Genomic DNA, 16,355 nt, shown 5'->3' on the forward strand with positions numbered 1-16,355 from the left:
AAAGGAGAGGTTCCCGGAGGCCCCAACGCTGGGAGCCGCCGAGGCCGACAAAGAAGCCAAGTGATTTTTTACAAGGTCCTGTTGAGGATTTTTATGCGGGAGGTGGGGTTTGAACCCACGCAGCCAACGGCGCCGGAGGTCTGACGCCCTAGCGACCTCAGTCCGGCCCCTTTGACCATGCTCGGGCACTCCCGCATTATCTTCACAACGAGCGATATTAGGTTTTTCGGTAACCTTTCTTCATGAAGTGAGGCGCCTTCTGAAATCCTCGGAGCGAGCCGCTAGCTCGTCGATATCGGCCTTTGCATCATTGCTTAGGACTTCTTTGCACTCCTTTATGCCATCTGCAAGTCCCGAGGCAAGGGCCGGAGATCTCTTGGCCATCTCGATTATCTTGCGTCTTTCTTTACGATTGAGACCGTTAAGCTCTTTTCCCGTGTGGGCTCCTAAGCATGCAGCAAAGGCCGGCGAGCTCCGTAGAAGCGACTCTAGCTTATCGTCCTTGAGTTCGCGGATTAGGTTGAGGCCTAAGCCGTATGCGGACGAGCAGAAGGCCAACGCCAAGGAGGAGTTAGTTATAAGGGATTGAATGAGAGCTTCTTGTTTTGAGCCGCGATAATTCTTGATATTCTTGGATAGCTGAAGTGCGAGCTTTGAGACAAGCTCATCGTTTCCTGATAACTGCGCGGCAATAGCCGGGAGCGCTGTTGGGTCTTTTGAAATTTCATCGCAGATCGCATCTGCAAGTTCTCCTTTTGCGTTCTTCAGAATAAGTTCTACGGAGCTCAGTTTTGCGGGGGAGTCCAAGCTATTCGAATTCCTTATAGATTGAACAAACGAGCGCCCATAATTGCGCGCGAAGACATGGTTTGATTCGGCAAGCGATATGAGTTTTTGCAGCACGCTCTCCTGAAGGGTAAGTGAGGCAGCTCCTGCGCCATAGGCAAACATCAGCGTCATGCGCTCATTTGAGAGTATTAGCTGGCTCGCGTCATCAAATGCATCATCAGTTAGATCGGCGGAGTTGAGCCCTAGCTGGAAGGCAAAGGCAGCCCTTAACTCATCGTTATTGAGGCAATCGATCATGAGGGCTTTTACATCGGGACCTGCCCTGGCGAAAGCAGCCCCAAGGTTCAACCTGCGCGCCAATTTTTCGTTGTCCTTGGCCAGTACGAGCAGCCGTTTCTGGACCTCTGAGTCGAGGTTTGAGAAGCTTTCTGGAGCCCAGCCTATGTTTACTAGCGCGTTAAGCGTATGAGGGTCGCCTTCCAGAGCATCGATCACGCGAAGCTGGTCCTCCTTGGAAAGCCCGTTGAAATACATGACCTCTCTGAACAGGTTTGTGTTTTCTCCTTTTCCCATGACCACCGCCTTGAACGGTGCGCTCAAGCGCCAGCGCAAAAGATAACGTGCGTGCGGCTTTAACCTTGACGGGATTATGATGCGAAGGCTTTTTGATTTATGCGTTAAGGTTGCCTTGAGGATCGTGAGATGGGTTTGGCACCCACCTCTCACTTCCCTCTATCTTGAGGATGAAATATCGTCAAGCCGCACTGCAACTGTCAAGCTGATCGTGTGCTGAGACGCGCTTGTCTCCCGACGATCGCTTTTTTTGGGATCTTTTTGGCAGGTGAATACACTTAATAGCCTTCCCAATAGGGGAGCAGGGTTGAAGAACGAGACTTCAATCTGGCTCCGCAACGCCCTGCATAAGTGGATATTCATACCGTTATTCATGGGTAGTGTCATAGGGGTTGTTGAGGCTGCCTTCATCACCTTTTATGACTTGATATGGAGATCTATATCACCTTACCTTCGCTTTCCGTTCATATTTGTCGTTTTGCCACTGGGCTTTCTGCTTTCCTACCTGATCATGAGATTTGTGGGAAATTCCCTGCCTGGCTCTAGCACCCACGTAGTACTTAGGAGATTTCACTTTGAAGATGGGGCTGGAGATGCAAAAGAATCTTTGGCATCTCCCATATCTTCAGCTATAACAATGGGCTTTGGAGGAAGCGCTGGGCTCGAAGGACCAAGCCTTTCCATAGGAGGATCCATAGCTTATCGGCTTTCCAGGCTATTGGGGGTAAAGGGAAACGAGATGAGGGTGCTTTTCTTAGCAGGCGCTGGGGCGGCACTGGGGGCTGTACTGAAAGCTCCCCTGACTGGCATACTGTTCGCGATAGAGGTGCCCTATACTCAGGACATCGAGCACAACGTCTTTCTTCCCGCCATACCGATGGGAGTTGTGGCGTACGGCATATACGTAGCCATAGTTGGGCAAACACCCATATTTGCTCAGATACGGGGTATAACTTTTCCCTCGCCATTTGAAATGGGGTTTTCGGTACTTGAGGGGTTATTCCTTGGAGGGATAGCTCTTGCGTTCATTTACGTATACAAGTACATGGAGAGGATCAACGTAAGTGGCAAAAAGTGGGATTACGTGGCGGTCGTGGTCGGTGGGCTGACTTTAGCAGCCATAGGATGCGTTATGCCTTTATCCCTCGGCATTGGCTACGGTGTCATATCGGCTTCGCTGCTTTCCGGCGGCCTTTGGAACTATGGAGTCGCGTTCATTCTCATGTTGGTGCTTGCTAAGATAATTACCACGTCGGTCACGTTGAATGAAGGCGGTAGCGGTGGGCTTTTTATACCCTCCATTTTCATAGGAGCGGTCGCCTCTGTCGGGCTGCTGAAGGTCTTGGGGCTTCCATTTAGCCCGATCCTAGTTGCCGCTGGCGCAGCGGCCATGGTAGCAGCTACCAACAAAACGTTGCTTGCAGCGGTCGCCTTCGTCGCGGAGACCATGTCTCCTTACGCCATAATTCCAGCGCTTTTGGCGGGCGCCACGGCATATCTTCTAACTTCAAACAAGGGACTTTATGAGAACCAACTGCAGTTCTCGCCTGCCAGGACGCACGTGGCATTGATGAGAATAAGCAATAAAGCGAAACTGGAAACTGAAGCAACTCTGAGCGAGATTATGAGGCCTACGAGGTTTAGGTTGAGCCCAGATGATGACCTCAGTCACGCCATATCGCTCTTCTCGCTATCTGGAGATACAGCCTTGCCCGTGGTAGACCCAACCGGAAAATATGTGGGAAGGGTTGAGCTCGAAACGCTTTTGGCCTCCAAGGTCACCAATGTGACGGAACTCATTATAAGAGATAGGCCGCTTTTTGAAGATGAAACCGCCGGCGTGGCAGTTAATCGCATATTGAGCTCTGGTAAGGGCATAGTTTTCGTCGTTGACAGGGACAGGAAACTCAAGGGAGTGATAAGGACAGCTGACTTGATAAGGCATTATTCTAAGGCCCTTTACGCCATGGGCGAAGAGCATGGGAGCAACCCCATATAGGTGGTTCTTTCGATAATGCCACCTTCCATCGAGAGATATTGTGGTCTTAGCTTGCGTCTTCAGGGCTAGCGTAGTTCAATGCAAAGGTGCTAGGAGGCGCTTGACCTTTTGAATGGTTTAGCTAAAAAGTCTCATCTGAAATGAGATACGGACATCTATAAGCCCTCTTTTTCGATGGCAGCCAGCTCGTCTCCCTTCCATGTCAGTTTCAGTCTTGGCCTCTTGTTGCCGTAACCATCCTGGACGACGGCAGTTATTATTAACGGCAATGAGACCATGGGATCGACGTAAGCCGTGGCCCTGGTTGCTTTTTTAGCTATCTTTCCCCAACTGGTAGCCTCTTCTAATGTGCTACCGCTCAGACCACCCCAGTGAGGGGCATCCGTGGTAAGCTGAAAGGCGTAAAGATGACCACCCGTATCTACGTTGAAGACATATCCCATCACCACGGAATCGTTTATGAAGTTCTTGGGAACCCCACCAGCTATGTATATGGCGGCCGTATTTTTGTATTTGACAACTATCTGTGTCAGCTCGTAGTTATCCCTAATGGAGTCTATGTACATCCTGGGTTTGTTGTTGAGCTTTGCCCATCTGTAGTGCGAGGTAAGGCCAATTCCTATGGAGCTATCATTTATGGCCGGTATGAATATCGGGACTCCTCTCCTTGCGGCTGTGGCCACTATGGATTTTTCATCTTTTAGCTGCTTTCCAAGCAGTTCCATGAACTCCCTGCTCGAGTATCCCCTTGGTTCTAAGGACGAAGCAAACTCTCCGATCCACGTGTCGGTTTCTATGAACTTTTCCTCGTCTACGAAAGTATCGTATATCCTGTCTATGTAAAGGTCCCTAAGTTTGGCATCGTCGCTGTTAGGGCTTCCAATGTAGTGCTTGTAGCCTCTTGCCTGGTAAATGTCCTGGTACATTATCGCGCCCGTGGAAACTATAACGTCAACGAGACCAAGATCGACCATGGTCCTTATGGTTTCCCTTAATCCTCCTGCTATGAGCGGGCCAGCAAGGCCTAGAAAAATCACCGGCCTTCTTTTGTCCGATAACATGTTTTCATATACTTCGAGGCATCTTCCCAAGTTTCTCGCTTGAACCGACATATTTTGATAAGCGTGAAGCAGATCCGACACGGTCTCGATTGACCTCGGGTCTATGGCCTCAACGGGCTTAGAAAGCAGTTCTTTTTTCAGTTCCCTTTCCTCAGGCGTTAAGTTGGCTACCTCTTTTATCTCTACCATTTTTTACGCTAGGGCCTACTATAAGCGACTGAAAAAAGTTTATCGCCCCTATTTATGAGGTGCATAAAGCCAAGCCATCCTTACGAGGGAATTGATGCTGGTGTCGCTTCATTATCACTTTTGACTGATTTTTTTCTGGAAAATCCCCGGCTTCCAATGCAGGGATTTACGGTTGAGTGCAGGCCTTGGGAGCCCGATTTATTTTCGGGGATATCAAATAATCCCCCTTAGCGGCTTAGACTTGAAATGGCTACAGAATTCCTGATCTTGGCTGGCTTGTCGCCTTATGTCATATCCGGTCTATATGTGGCTGCTGGTGTTGTGCCCATAATAATCTATTTCATGGAAGTCCACAAAAAGAGCAAGATATCCGTGTCCAGGATCGATGATGCGGAAAGCGTCGAGCCAGCTCAGGGAAAGGTCGTCCAGCTTTCCAAAGACAGCATAATCGAAGAGCTTGGAGAGCTGAAAAAGGAGATCAGGGGAGAAAAGGAAGCGAAGGGGGAAGGTGTGGCCATGTTTACGGTGTCAACGCAGGGCAATTACGTGACCATGAGCGCCAGCATCCCTCAGGCGGATGACCTACCGGAGGGCGTCACACTGGAGCACGGCGTAGGGTCCGAGAGCTCTCAGCTTAGCACTGTTTTGGAAGGAGGCGTGATCGCCACAATGGATGATGGAAGCCCAAGCTTTATAATCAGGGCTAAGGCCACGAGGGATCATTCTTGAGCCGGTTGAGGGAAGCGGCACCGGGCCTTATTGAAGGCCTTTCATCGGTTGAGGCATCCATGATAGGAACATACGCCTACATATTCGGAGCTAATGGCACGTCGCTCCTTTGGGCGGTGTTGCTGCCATTCATCCTTTGGCCTTTCATAGAGTACGCTGCTTCCGTCATTGGAAGCGAGGATCACGTGACCTTTCTCGAGGTGATAAGGAGGCGGTTTGGTGACGTTCCCGCGGCTATCTCTGCTTTATCGCTTATGGCCAGCAACGTTTCCGCGATGGTGGTTGAGGTTACGGCTGCCTCTCTCGCCATTTCGATGCTTTTTCAAGCAAGGTGGCCGCTTTTTATACCGGTTTCGATGGCTATACTTTTCTTGGCGCCAAGCGTCACGGGAAAGCGTTGGACCGCGGTCATATTGGCTGGTTCGCTTCCCATGCTCGCGTTTCCCGCTGCCGCGGTGCTTTACGTATTGCATGGTTCGGCGGCGCGGACGGTGGCCGGCGGAATCTTGGGATTTGGAGCCAAGTTTGACGGAGGGGACGTGGCCGCGTTAATAGGGGCAACGGTTGCGCCCGACGCCCTTTTCTTTGCTGAGGAGAGCGGCTACGAGGAAAGGAGCAGCTTCCTCGGGATTGGCGCGGGCGACGTCATAGGATTGATTATTTCCCTATCGCTAGCAGTGACCTTCGCTGTGTCCTTCCACGGCAGCTCGCCCACCGATTTGACTGGGATAGCTTCCTCGCTCGTGCCAGTGATGGGCCGCCTAGCATATGTGGCATTTCCCATAGCGCTCTTTTCTTCCTGCATGACTTCCTTTGCGGTTGCCCTCAAGCCTTGGCTTTCCTCCCTTTCCTTTTTAACGGGGAGGCCCTTGTCCTCTAAGGATGAGTTCTTACCAGGTACGCTGGGCTTGGTCTTCGGAGGAACTTTCCTGCTCGGTTTTATGGTGAATTGGCATTCTTTGGCATTCGAGGAGGCGGCATACACGTCTGGCCTCATATCGTCCGTGGGGCTCGTTTTGCCGCTTATCCTTATGAGCTATCTTATAGTTAAAAGAGAAAAAACGGCCCTAACGGTTAAGGTATTTGGGCCGCTTTACGCTGCGATCATAGTGAGCATCGTAGTACTTGGCTTAATCGTGATTTAAGAAGCCAAAAAGCGCTGGATATAAAACTCACGTGGGCAAAAAATCACAATATAAGGAATGGCGGGGAAAAGCTTACTGGATTTTTTCCACCGCGGTCTGTCCCTCTGCAAACTCGGGAATTATGTTTATCGCTCCCTCTGGGCATGCCGCCACGCAAGCAGCACATCCCAGGCAGGCGGACATGGCATTATGTATTTTTATGGGGACAGCATCTTTCTTTCCCTCTACTTGCGAGTGGAACGCCTCGACTGCTTCCTTGTTGTCCACATATCCATCAATGGCCTTGCACCACCTCTTGTCCGCGGTGAGTTCGAGTATTTGAACGGGGCAAACTTGAACGCACTGGCCATTTCCGATGCACTTAGAGTAATCATATACTACGTCTGGTGGCAATTTCACCGAGAACGTGGAGATCGAGGGCTTTAAGCGTTGTGATGAATTGAGGTGATTAATTTTCTTATGGTCTTCCAGCGGCGCTTTGGGATAAGCGCTTTTTTGCGCGAGCGCTAGGGATCTTCTGACTTAAAGTGCTCATAGCCTTCTCCTTTAAGCTCCCTTCCATCATACGTTATCTTTCCAGATCCAGGCTTCTTCACCCTTCCTATTACGGTGAAGCCGAGCTCTCTTAGGGCTTCTCCGGAAACGCGCTCGGGAAATATGGCCGCAAGCTCGTATTCCTCTCCGCCGTAAAACACGAAAGGCAGTGGGTCGATTCTATTGTCCTTGAAGAAGGCTATAAGGGACTCGTCGGTTGGAATCTTATTGATTTCCACATCTACAGAGTTCAGAGAAGCCAGCTCGTGAAGGGTGAGCGCAAGGCCATCGCTGCTGTCCATGGAGACCTTCGCACCAAGCCCCACAAGCGCGAGTCCGCTCTTAAGCCTAGCCACGGGGTGCTTGAAGGCCTGAATTGACTTTGAGACGATTGGTCCGTTGAGCTTGGTCTTTCCCATCATGGCGGTAAGGCCAAGGGCAACGTATCCGAAAGATCCCGTAATGGCCACGAGGTCTCCTGAGGTGAGCCTGTTTTTCCGGGGTATGAAGGTACCGCTAACGTGAACTCCAATTCCCGTTACCGCTATGACGCCGTCTTTGGCCTCTCCCGTGTCTCCCCCTACAAGGGCTCCGCCGTAAGCCCTGGCGGCCTCGCTAAGTCCTCTCTCTATTTGCATCGCGTCATCCTCATCTGTATCCGGCGGCAGTGAGAGGGAGCACTGGAAAAGGTAAGGGGAAGCGGCCTTGGCCGCCATGTCAGAAGCTACCGCCGTGATCGCTTTCCATCCCACATCATAGGGCTCAAGGCCTTGTGGCCTATCTGTGCTGAATACGAAGGTATCTATTTTGAACGAGAGCAACTCGTTTCCGATCTTAAAGGCCACGGTATCATCGAAGGGGGGAAAGACGCCACTGGGCATGTCAATGAACTTCATGAAGTTTTCGATGAGCTTTCTCTCCCCTACCTCTCCGATTTTCAAGTCGTAATCTTTAAGCGCACCCTTATTATGAATTTGCCTCGATAGCTCAGCCCGGTCAGAGCACCTGCCTCGTAAGCAGGGGGTCGCGGGTTCGAAGCCCGCTCGAGGCTTTACGAGGCTTCCTGTTATTATTAACATTTATTGACCGAGGCCTCTGATTTTATGGTCCGGCGGGCGCGAGCAACTCCCATGGTATTGAGCACGCGAAAAAGCTCTTTCTAAAGCTTTTAAGAGAGGGCTAGGGTTAATGTATGCCCTCTTATTTGGTGGTCACCCCTGCGGGTATACTGGTCTTTGGGGACGATATGGAAAAGAGGTACGCAAGGCCGTTAACCGAGGACGAGGCCGATGCGGTATTTGGCTCCCTCTCGCACGGTGAGATCCCTGAGCTCCTTAGTCAGGCCTTGTCGGCGGTGCCCGCAGGAGAAGAGCTGGTTGTGTTTTCAGAAGACGTTTTAGGGGCGCTCAAGGGTTACAAGGCTAGAATAGCGGCGCCAGAGGAATTTCGCAACGTGCTTTCCGAACAGGTCGTCTCGACGGCGCTTGGCCTTCCGGTAGATAAGTACAGAGAAGCTTTAACCTCGTTTTCCGCAAAGCAGAGCAGAAGCGTCATAAAGCAGGAATCTTCGAGAAAGGACCTTCTGGCGGCCGAGGGCATAAGAGCAATTGATGACCTAGATGAGACCCTTAACGTTCTGTCCACCCGCGCTAGAGAGTGGTACGGAGTTCACTTTCCTGAGCTTAACTCCATAGTCCCTGACCAGAGGGCTTACCTAAAGGTCGTTCTAGCTGGCATTAGGCCATATCTAGATGAGCAATCGCTTTCTGGTATAAAATCAGCCAAATCCATAATCAAGGCTGCGGATTCATCGATGGGAGCACAGTGGGATGAAGAAGCATGGAAGCCCCTGCGCGAGCTAGCGCAGGGCCTCCTTCAGCTGTACGATGTAAGGGAAGAGCTAGACGATTACGTTGAAAGGGCCATGAAGGAGGCAGCCCCCAACCTGACAGAGCTCGTTGGCGCCGCTCTCGGTGCTAGGCTAATCTCTTTAGCAGGAGGGTTGGATAGGCTTGCGAGGATGCCATCCAGCACCATTCAGGTGTTAGGCGCCGAGAAGGCGCTTTTCCGCGCCATGAAGACGGGCGCGAGGCCGCCAAAGCACGGCGTCATATTTCAATACCCGGCGGTTCATTCAGCCCCCAAGTGGCTCAGGGGAAGGCTTGCAAGGGCAGTAGCTAGTAAGATAGCCATCGCGGCAAGGATTGACGTTTTCGGAGAAGGACGGATTGACCCGGCTATAAAGGCAGACCTTGAAGCTAAGGTGAAGCAGATACTGTCTTCTCCCCCTCGCCCAAGAAAGGAAGGTAGGCCGTTTGGAAGGAAGCATGATAAGGGGAGAAAGCGCCGAAAGTGACCTAGGATAGAGTTAAGAGGTCTTTCTGCGACCGAGATTCCTGAAATGCCAGGGATGTACTTTGTTTCATTGGAGGAAGGAGGAAGGACCAGAAAAGAGCTTGCCACGAGGAACTTAGTTAGGGGTTACAGCGTTTACGGTGAACCCTTGGTCAGGGTAAACGGCGATGAGTATAGGATATGGATCCCGTATCGCAGTAAGCTCGCGGCTTTTATAGTTAAGGGGTTTAGGGGCGACTTCATAAGGCCTGGAAGCAGTGTGCTTTACCTCGGCGCCGCACAGGGGACTACGGTAAGCCATGTGTCAGACGTAGTTGGCTTATCTGGTATAATATACGCCATAGAGATCTCGCGTGTGGCTATGAGCGAACTTTTGGGCGTCGCTTCCAGAAAGAAGAACATAGTCCCAATATTAGCGGATGCGAGACGTCCTGAGAGCTACATGGGCAGGGTCCTTCAGGTTGATTACCTTTATTGTGACGTTGCGCAGCCAAATCAGGCCGAGCTATTTGTTAACAACGCAAGGTACTTCCTCAAAGAGGGCGGAAAGGGTATGATCGCCATAAAGGCGAGAAGTATTGACGTCGTAGCGGACCCGAGGAGGGTGTTCGCAAAAGAAAGGGACGTCTTGAAGAAAGGAGGTTTTGAAATAATCGATCAAAGGGAGCTGGAGCCATTCGAAAAAGATCACATGATGATATATGCCGAGTGGAAGGGAACATGAGCGAGGTCATTGCGGGTGTAGACGAGGCCGGTAGGGGGCCAGTCATAGGGCCCATGGTGATAGCAGCGGTTGCGGGTGATGAGGGCGTTCGTGAGGAGCTCGAAAAAATTGGGGTTAAGGACTCAAAAAAGCTGAGTCCCAAAAAAAGGGAAGAGCTTGCCAGTAAGATCGTATTCACTATGCCCGTGGAGGCGTTTGTTGTGCCGCCCGGTGTTATAGACTCCAATGTGAAGGCAAGCGGAGGAAGCCTGAACGAGCTCGAGGCGTTGTTGATGGCTGAGCTCATAAGAACGCTTAAGCCGAGCGAAGCTGTTGTGGACGCGCTGGGCTCTGAGATTAGGTTCGCGCGCAAGGTTTCGGAGTACGCAGGCGGAATACCTGTGCGGGCAACCCATGATGCGGATTCTTCGTGCCCCTTTGTTTCGGCTGCCTCTATAATAGCCAAGGTTATAAGGGACAACGCGGTTAGCGGTGTCCTGTTCGCGGGTTCAGGATATCCTTCAGATCGCAAAACCATTGAGTTTTTATTGAGAGTCGGTATGAACCCTAGCTTCGTGAGGAAGAGTTGGAAGCTCAACACGCGGGCTTTCCGGTAAAGTGGGTGAGCGAGGGAGAGGCGAGGCTCCTCGTCCCCGACGTCCACGAGGTCAAGAGAAGCTCTATACCATTTTACAACCCTGTTGCCTCTTTGAACCGCGACATATCCTTGGCCGTGGTCTCCTTGCTTCATGAGCCTAGAGTTGCCGACGTAATGACTGGCGTGGGAGCGAGGGCCATAAGGTACGCTTTGATCGGCGCAAAGGTTGATGCCAACGACCTTTCTCCTTCATCGTTATCTCTTTTTTTGAAATCGGCCCGTGAGAATGGGGTGAGCGAAAACGTAATGGTTCAGTCCTCCGACGCTCGGGTTTTCCTCGCGGTCAACAGTTCTCCCAACCATCGCTACGATCTCGTGGACCTCGATCCCTTCGGTTCCCCAGCTCCTTATATCGATGCGGCGCTGTCCGCGGTGAAGGTAGGAGGCATGCTGGGATTTACTGCCACGGATCTAGCAACCCTTTGCGGAAGGTATCCGCAAGCCGCACTTGAAAAGTACGGTTCCTTGACGTTCAGGTCGGAGTTTTGCCATGAGATAGCGGTCAGGGTGCTCATATCGTACGCGTTCAGGAGGGCAAGGGTGCAGGGTCTTTTCATCGACCCCCTTCTTTCGTTTTATGCGGATCATTACGTGAGGGTATTCGTGAGGGTAAGCATGAATCGCACGGCTGACCCTTCTCTTGCGCTGGGATACGTGGGTTACCTCTTCAAGAGCAAGGTGAGGAAGTGGGGGAATGATCTCATGGAGCTTTTGGGGCGCTTCAAGGAAGGGAATGGCCTTCCTGAGGTTGCCGGTCCCCTTTGGCTTGGCGAGCTCTCATCTCCGGATTTCGTGAGAAGGGTTGCTGACGCATTGAAGGCGAGAGAGCGCATGTATCAAAACCCTCAGAGGGCAATCAAGCTCATACATCTGCTTAGGGATGAATTGGGCCATGCGCCCTTTTACTACACGTTGCCGACGCTTCTCAGGGGAAGAAGTCCCTCTACGGAGTCGGTGGTGGGCAGGCTAACGGAAGCAGGGCTTTCTGCTAGCGCCACTCACTTCGACGGTCAAGGAGTTAGATTTGATGCCGGTGACGAAGACCCGGTGTCGTTGCTTAAAGGGCTCCTGAACCCATCGCAGAGCAGGTAGATCTCTGAGCTTTCCCTTCTTGAAGCCTTGGGCTTTACGAACTTTATGCTCGAAAAGCGCCGAGCTATTTCGGGTCTTATCTCGTCAAGTTCCCTTGACTGAAAGACCTTCATGACGAGGGCCCCTCCCTGCCTTAGGGTTTTGTCACACCAATTCAGGCACGCGTACCATAGTTCCTGTGCCCTAGCCATGTCAACGTCCCTCACGCCCATGAACTTTGGGGCCGCATCGCAGAAAATCCATGAAAAGGGCCCCACGGAAGGTACCTGGTCTCTCATGTCCATCTGGATGAAGCGGAAGTTGGGAAGCGTTATGTGGGGATCTACCACGTCCACGCCGGTTACGGATCCTTTAGGCCCCACTAGGTTTGAGAGGATCTGAGACCATCCGCCTGGGGAACAGCCAAGGTCAAGCACAGCATCCCCGTTTCTGGGCCTCTTCGTTCTAAGGATCTCCTCAAGCTTGAGGGCCGATCTCGACCTATATCCCTCTCTGCGCGCGACCTTATAATACCTATCTTGGGATCCCCGTTTCCAGCTCACTTTCTCTCCCTTTTATCTCTGGCCTTTCTGTAGAGGAAGAGTTGGGTTCCCTCTTCAACAACTGCCTTTTGAGGCTTGATAAGAAGGTAAGGAGCTGAAACAGGCCCGAAAACGTCAACCACCTCTCCTATGAGGTTACCCTTGGAATCCGCGGCTATAAGTTCTCCTCTTACATCGCCTGACGTCGTTGCGACGATGAGGTTTGATGGCGTTACGTGTACAACCCTAGCTTTTTTCACGTTCACTCACCTTTGCTGGTTCTTGCTTTATCTTTCTGAGCTCCTGCCCGATTCTCTTTATGAGGGTTTGCTTCTTGCCTTCCCACGAGATCTTAACCCTTCCCGTTTCCCATGAGTCCCTCGGATAGCGGGCCTCTTCGGCAGTGGCCGAAAGACCTAGCCTCTTGGCCGCTTCTAGGAGATCTTGTTGCGTGGGCCTCCTTACGGCAAGATCTGATCTTATCCTTCTGCCGTACCGCCTCGTCTTAGAGGCGTCGAAATAAGCGGTCCAAATCCTTATCTCTTTCAAGAAGACACCTTCAAGCTGCTTTTGCCTGCTCTACGACCCTTCCGTTTACCACGCCATGTTGTCCGACCCTCGAGGTTATAAGAACCAGACCGTTTTCGGTCTTTACGTAACTGCCTTTGGTTATTATGTTGGACCTGGCGTACTCGGCGTGAGATGGAGTTCTTTCTACGGCAATTATCTTTTCTTTCTTAACCGATTTCGTAGTTGGATCGTACACGTTCACAAATGTGACGTTCTTTGCCCTGACTTTTTTGTTTCCACCTCTTACCCTTTCAACCACGAAGAGCTCTTTTTCTGCGAGGGCAACGCATGGGTGGAAAGGCCTCTTGAGTTCGTATGCTCTCTTCTTCCTCTGCCTTCCCTTAAGTCCTCCACTTGGCTTTCTTCTGTCCGGCCCTTGGTAATAGCTCAATTCAGTAATACATGGCAGTGGTAAATAGGTTTTTTGAAAAGCGGGCTCGGCGGGATTTGAACCCGCGGCCAACGGATCTCTTCCGATCGTTAAAAGTCCGGCGCTCTTCCATGCTGAGCTACGAGCCCGAGAGAAACTACTAAGTGATAATTAAGTTTATTTTCGGTGAACGCGCAGGGTAAGAGGGTAATGCGTCCTTGGGTGCAGGGTGCCAAAGATGGAGCGCAAAGCGCTTAACTCTGCATCGTATGGAATAGTAAGCGAAGATGAAGGCTGCATTTATAACTGAAAACGGAGGGCCCGAGGTCATAAGATATGGGGATCTTGAAAAGCCAAGGCCAGAGTACGGTGAAGTTCTCGTGAGGTTGAGCTACGCTTCGCTGAACCACGTCGACATCTGGGTAAGAAGAGGCATAGGAGGATATAAGACGCCATTTCCCCACGTGCTAGGCGCGGACGGTGCGGGCACGATCGAGGCGTTAGGACCTGGGGTCAAAGGCGTAAAAGAGGGTGATGGCGTCGTCCTTTATCCGCTTATAGTTGATCGTTCTTGTCGTTTCTGCATTACGGGCAGAGAGGATCAATGCGTGAACAGGAAACTACTTGGAAATCAGGCAGAAGGAACTTACGCGGAGTACATTACGATTCCAGCTTATAATGCGATTGCGCTAGATGGCCTGGACGAAAAAGTGGCGGCAGCAATTCCTGTCACATTTATGACGGCCTGGCACTCATTGGTAACGCTCGCTAGAGTCGGGCCCTCCGACGTCGTTTTGGTGTGGGGAGCTAGCGGGGGGCTTGGAAGCGCAGCTGTCCAGATAGCAAAGTTGCTTGGTGCAACCGTGATAGCTACCGCTGGAGGAGAGGAGAAGTTGAGGTTCGTGGAAGGTCTCGGCGCGGACCACGTCATAGATTACAGGTCAAGCGATGTTGTGCGGTCGGTCATGGAAATAACCAACGGGCAGGGCGTCGATGTCGTGTTCGAGAACGTGGGAGCCGCTACGTGGGCTCAAAGCATCAGGTGCCTTTCTCCAACTGGCCGTCTTGTGACTCCAGGGGCGACCACTGGAAAGGATGTTCCATTGGACGTGAGGGACCTTTATACGAGGCAGATAACACTTATGGGCGCTTACGGAGGGACAAAGGCTGAGCTTCTAAAGGTCCTCAAGCTAGCAAGAGCTGATAGGCTAAAGCCCATCATAAGCAGCGTAGTGCCTTTGAGTAAAGTATCACAAGCTCATAAGGACATGGAAGACGGGAAGGTAATTGGGAAGGTCATTATCAGCATAACCCAGTGACCAATCAGAAACCGCTATCGTCCTGTTCGTCTGCATTCTCTGAGGTATCCGAGCCTGCTCTGTATTTGAGCTGTTCCTCGCCATAAAGTTTTTTAGATATGAGCTTGAACGATTGATCCCTTTCAGCCACGCTTATTTTAGCCACGTCGGTGTAGTTCGATCCCTCGCGAACGGTCAGCGTCGCGGTGTACACATGACTGCCACCTTTTCCATCCCAAACGGCAAACTTCAGGTAATACGTCTCTCCCGACGATCCCTCGAACGGCAGGTTTGCAGAAAACTTTGGTCTTCTTCTTCCTCCCTCTTCATCTGACAAAGTTATCAAAACTAAGTTGGCCATTGGCATTAAAGTTTTAAGGAGAAAATATAAGCCGAGATTGGAGTGCAGTTAGCTGGAAGCACACCGCGGCACGAGAGGTCGGAAGGCCAAAAGGTTAAGGCGTTCTTGCAGATGTCATGCTGGTTATTTGCGTGGCCTGCGGTCCATTTCTCGTTAGCCTTAACAGCGGTTTCGCATCGAGTATCATGGATAAGAGGTATGCAGATCTCGTTAAGGCTGCGGAGGAGGCTATGAAGAACTCTTATTCGCCGTACTCTAAGATAAGGGTAGGTGCGGCCATATTGACCAAGGACGGGCACGTCTTCACGGGCTGTAACGTTGAAAATGCTTCGTACGGACTTACCATGTGCGCCGAAAGGGTGGCCGCTTTCAAGGCAGTATCTGAGGGTTTCAGAGATTTTCAGGCCATAGCTGTGGTATCTGACTTGGTAAACCCATCTCCATGCGGAGCGTGCCGCCAGGTGTTGAGCGAATTCTCGCCGGATATGGACGTCATATACGGGGAAAAAGTGCAAAAGCTAAGGGAGCTTTTGCCCGACGTTTTTCATCTGGGTGATGAAAATGGCCGCCGAAGAACCGAAAGTAAACGGCAAGGAATACCATATAGCTTGCGGCCCCGGCGATGTCGAGAGATACGCGCTGCTGCCCGGTGACCCCTCCAGAACTGAGCGCATATCATCTCGGTGGGACAGCGTTAGGTTCAGGGCATCTCACCGGGAATACGTCACTCACACGGGGACCTACGCAGGAGTAGGAATATCGTGTACTTCAACTGGCATAGGAGGACCAAGCCTTTCAATCGCGCTTGAGGAGCTTTTCAGGGTTGGGGCCGACACGTTCATAAGGGTTGGCACCACGGGCGCTATCCAACAAGGCATAAAGCTCGGTGATTTGGTCATCACCGCGGCCTCCGTTAGGCTGGATGGAGCAAGCAAGCAATACGTGAGAACGGAGTACCCCGCTGCGGCAGACATGGAGGTAACCATGGCCCTTATAGAGGCATCAGAAGAACTCGGCATAAGATATCACGTCGGCGTTACCGCGAGCACCGACACGTTTTACACCGGCCAAGGCAGGCCGGGATACAGGGGATACGAGCAGAGCTGGATGCAGGAAGTCCTGCCTGACCTGAGGCGGGCTGGCGTGCTCAACTTCGAGATGGAGACGGCTACGCTTTTTACCGTTGCGAGGCTGTACGGAGGAAGGGCCGGCGCGGTAACGGCGGTCATAGCCCAGAGGGAAACGGGTGAGTTCGACGCAAATGCCGGAGTTGACGATGCGATCAGGGTTGCAAACGAAAGCGTAAAGATCCTCAAGGAGTGGGATGGCATTAAGACTGCAGCGGGCAAGCGCTTTTTCTTCCCCTCGCTACTTAAGAGTAGGTGAGGTCGGGGGCTGCCCTCTAAGG

19 protein-coding genes and 3 tRNA genes are annotated in these 16,355 nt (G+C 51.8%); 11 read left to right on the forward strand and 11 right to left on the reverse strand.

The window, feature by feature from the left end; genetic code table 11:
- Positions 1-94: 94 nt before the first annotated feature.
- Both PRZ02_RS00005 and PRZ02_RS00010 read right to left on the reverse strand, forming a co-directional pair.
- Positions 95-195: transfer RNA gene (locus PRZ02_RS00005), tRNA-Leu, on the reverse strand.
- Between the two features lie 45 nt (positions 196-240).
- Entirely contained in the window at positions 241-1,362 is a 1,122-nt protein-coding gene (locus PRZ02_RS00010) for a hypothetical protein (RefSeq protein ID WP_449463815.1), read from the reverse strand.
- A gap of 307 nt (positions 1,363-1,669) precedes the next feature.
- Here PRZ02_RS00010 and PRZ02_RS00015 point away from each other — a divergent pair, with 307 nt between their 5' ends.
- The gene (locus PRZ02_RS00015; RefSeq protein ID WP_449463816.1) at positions 1,670-3,361 is read left to right on the forward strand and encodes a chloride channel protein; all 1,692 of its coding nucleotides are present in this window, start codon (positions 1,670-1,672) and stop codon (positions 3,359-3,361) included.
- 155 nt (positions 3,362-3,516) lie between these two features.
- Here PRZ02_RS00015 and PRZ02_RS00020 read toward each other — a convergent pair whose 3' ends face one another.
- Positions 3,517-4,611, reverse strand: coding sequence for a deoxyhypusine synthase family protein (locus PRZ02_RS00020; RefSeq protein WP_449463817.1), 1,095 nt, complete (start codon positions 4,609-4,611; stop codon positions 3,517-3,519).
- Positions 4,612-4,857: 246 nt separating this feature from the next.
- Between PRZ02_RS00020 and PRZ02_RS00025 the strand changes: the two genes are divergently transcribed.
- Together PRZ02_RS00025 and PRZ02_RS00030 are read left to right on the forward strand one after the other, a co-directional pair.
- The gene (locus tag PRZ02_RS00025; RefSeq protein WP_449463818.1) at positions 4,858-5,340 is read left to right on the forward strand and encodes a hypothetical protein; all 483 of its coding nucleotides are present in this window, start codon (positions 4,858-4,860) and stop codon (positions 5,338-5,340) included.
- Positions 5,337-6,485, forward strand: a complete 1,149-nt coding sequence (locus PRZ02_RS00030; RefSeq protein ID WP_449463819.1) for a divalent metal cation transporter — start codon at positions 5,337-5,339, stop codon at positions 6,483-6,485. The genes PRZ02_RS00025 and PRZ02_RS00030 overlap by 4 nt, the downstream gene beginning before the upstream one ends.
- Before the next feature lie 72 nt (positions 6,486-6,557).
- On the opposite strand, the gene PRZ02_RS00035 is transcribed toward PRZ02_RS00030, so the two are convergent.
- Positions 6,558-6,884: a 4Fe-4S dicluster domain-containing protein gene (locus tag PRZ02_RS00035; RefSeq protein WP_449463820.1), complete on the reverse strand. Its 327-nt coding sequence runs from the start codon at positions 6,882-6,884 to the stop codon at positions 6,558-6,560.
- A gap of 107 nt (positions 6,885-6,991) precedes the next feature.
- Complete coding sequence (locus PRZ02_RS00040; RefSeq protein WP_449463821.1) at positions 6,992-7,960, reverse strand: thiamine-phosphate kinase; 969 nt, start codon at positions 7,958-7,960, stop codon at positions 6,992-6,994.
- Between the two features lie 35 nt (positions 7,961-7,995).
- On the opposite strand from PRZ02_RS00040, the gene PRZ02_RS00045 reads away from it, so the two are divergent.
- From PRZ02_RS00045 to PRZ02_RS00065, 5 genes are all read left to right on the forward strand, one after another.
- A tRNA-Thr gene (locus PRZ02_RS00045) sits at positions 7,996-8,070 on the forward strand.
- A gap of 141 nt (positions 8,071-8,211) precedes the next feature.
- Positions 8,212-9,375, forward strand: coding sequence for an NOP5/NOP56 family protein (locus tag PRZ02_RS00050; RefSeq protein WP_449463822.1), 1,164 nt, complete (start codon positions 8,212-8,214; stop codon positions 9,373-9,375).
- A gap of 45 nt (positions 9,376-9,420) precedes the next feature.
- Positions 9,421-10,098 (forward strand): fibrillarin-like rRNA/tRNA 2'-O-methyltransferase, encoded by a 678-nt coding sequence (locus PRZ02_RS00055; RefSeq protein ID WP_449463823.1) that lies wholly within the window; start codon positions 9,421-9,423, stop codon positions 10,096-10,098.
- Positions 10,095-10,694 (forward strand): ribonuclease HII, encoded by a 600-nt coding sequence (gene rnhB, locus PRZ02_RS00060; protein WP_449463824.1) that lies wholly within the window; start codon positions 10,095-10,097, stop codon positions 10,692-10,694. The genes PRZ02_RS00055 and rnhB overlap by 4 nt, the downstream gene beginning before the upstream one ends.
- Complete coding sequence (locus PRZ02_RS00065; RefSeq protein WP_449463825.1) at positions 10,664-11,827, forward strand: hypothetical protein; 1,164 nt, start codon at positions 10,664-10,666, stop codon at positions 11,825-11,827. Before rnhB ends, PRZ02_RS00065 begins: the two co-directional genes overlap by 31 nt.
- Here the strand turns inward: PRZ02_RS00065 and PRZ02_RS00070 are convergent.
- The 5 genes from PRZ02_RS00070 to PRZ02_RS00090 all read right to left on the reverse strand — a co-directional run bounded on the left by PRZ02_RS00070 (position 11,746) and on the right by PRZ02_RS00090 (position 13,437).
- Positions 11,746-12,369 (reverse strand): SAM-dependent methyltransferase, encoded by a 624-nt coding sequence (locus PRZ02_RS00070; RefSeq protein ID WP_449463826.1) that lies wholly within the window; start codon positions 12,367-12,369, stop codon positions 11,746-11,748. The genes PRZ02_RS00065 and PRZ02_RS00070 overlap by 82 nt on opposite strands.
- Entirely contained in the window at positions 12,366-12,608 is a 243-nt protein-coding gene (locus PRZ02_RS00075) for a Gar1/Naf1 family protein (RefSeq protein WP_449463827.1), read from the reverse strand. Before PRZ02_RS00075 ends, PRZ02_RS00070 begins: the two co-directional genes overlap by 4 nt.
- Entirely contained in the window at positions 12,595-12,897 is a 303-nt protein-coding gene (locus tag PRZ02_RS00080; protein ID WP_449463828.1) for a signal recognition particle subunit SRP19/SEC65 family protein, read from the reverse strand. Before PRZ02_RS00080 ends, PRZ02_RS00075 begins: the two co-directional genes overlap by 14 nt.
- A 10-nt stretch (positions 12,898-12,907) precedes the next feature.
- Positions 12,908-13,309 (reverse strand): 30S ribosomal protein S8e, encoded by a 402-nt coding sequence (locus PRZ02_RS00085; RefSeq protein WP_449463829.1) that lies wholly within the window; start codon positions 13,307-13,309, stop codon positions 12,908-12,910.
- Positions 13,310-13,350: 41 nt separating this feature from the next.
- Positions 13,351-13,437, reverse strand: a tRNA-Lys gene (locus PRZ02_RS00090).
- A gap of 138 nt (positions 13,438-13,575) precedes the next feature.
- Between PRZ02_RS00090 and PRZ02_RS00095 the strand changes: the two genes are divergently transcribed.
- Positions 13,576-14,607 carry a zinc-binding dehydrogenase gene (locus PRZ02_RS00095; protein WP_449463830.1) on the forward strand — a complete coding sequence of 344 codons (1,032 nt, stop codon included), beginning with the start codon at positions 13,576-13,578 and terminating at the stop codon, positions 14,605-14,607.
- A 4-nt stretch (positions 14,608-14,611) separates the two neighbouring features.
- On the opposite strand, the gene PRZ02_RS00100 is transcribed toward PRZ02_RS00095, so the two are convergent.
- Positions 14,612-14,923 (reverse strand): hypothetical protein, encoded by a 312-nt coding sequence (locus PRZ02_RS00100; RefSeq protein WP_449463831.1) that lies wholly within the window; start codon positions 14,921-14,923, stop codon positions 14,612-14,614.
- A 209-nt stretch (positions 14,924-15,132) separates the two neighbouring features.
- On the opposite strand from PRZ02_RS00100, the gene PRZ02_RS00105 reads away from it, so the two are divergent.
- Positions 15,133-15,600: a cytidine deaminase gene (locus tag PRZ02_RS00105; RefSeq protein WP_449463832.1), complete on the forward strand. Its 468-nt coding sequence runs from the start codon at positions 15,133-15,135 to the stop codon at positions 15,598-15,600.
- Positions 15,509-16,333, forward strand: coding sequence for a uridine phosphorylase (gene udp, locus PRZ02_RS00110; protein WP_449463833.1), 825 nt, complete (start codon positions 15,509-15,511; stop codon positions 16,331-16,333). The genes PRZ02_RS00105 and udp overlap by 92 nt, the downstream gene beginning before the upstream one ends.
- Positions 16,334-16,355: the final 22 nt, after the last annotated feature.

Source organism: Tardisphaera saccharovorans (genome assembly GCF_046635845.1).
Lineage (GTDB): Archaea > Thermoproteota > Thermoprotei_A > Marsarchaeales > UBA168 > UBA168.

What these genes read in the sequence shown, in the direction of transcription:
- PRZ02_RS00010 (WP_449463815.1), bottom strand. Translation starts at nt 1,362, where the DNA reads ATGGGAAAAGGAGAAAACACAAACCTGTTCAGAGAGGTCATGTATTTC.
- PRZ02_RS00020 (WP_449463817.1), bottom strand. Translation starts at nt 4,611, where the DNA reads ATGGTAGAGATAAAAGAGGTAGCCAACTTAACGCCTGAGGAAAGGGAA.
- PRZ02_RS00025 (WP_449463818.1), top strand. Translation starts at nt 4,858, where the DNA reads ATGGCTACAGAATTCCTGATCTTGGCTGGCTTGTCGCCTTATGTCATA.
- PRZ02_RS00050 (WP_449463822.1), top strand. Translation starts at nt 8,212, where the DNA reads ATGCCCTCTTATTTGGTGGTCACCCCTGCGGGTATACTGGTCTTTGGG.
- PRZ02_RS00055 (WP_449463823.1), top strand. Translation starts at nt 9,421, where the DNA reads ATGCCAGGGATGTACTTTGTTTCATTGGAGGAAGGAGGAAGGACCAGA.
- rnhB (WP_449463824.1), top strand. Translation starts at nt 10,095, where the DNA reads ATGAGCGAGGTCATTGCGGGTGTAGACGAGGCCGGTAGGGGGCCAGTC.
- PRZ02_RS00095 (WP_449463830.1), top strand. Translation starts at nt 13,576, where the DNA reads ATGAAGGCTGCATTTATAACTGAAAACGGAGGGCCCGAGGTCATAAGA.
- PRZ02_RS00105 (WP_449463832.1), top strand. Translation starts at nt 15,133, where the DNA reads ATGGATAAGAGGTATGCAGATCTCGTTAAGGCTGCGGAGGAGGCTATG.
- udp (WP_449463833.1), top strand. Translation starts at nt 15,509, where the DNA reads ATGGCCGCCGAAGAACCGAAAGTAAACGGCAAGGAATACCATATAGCT.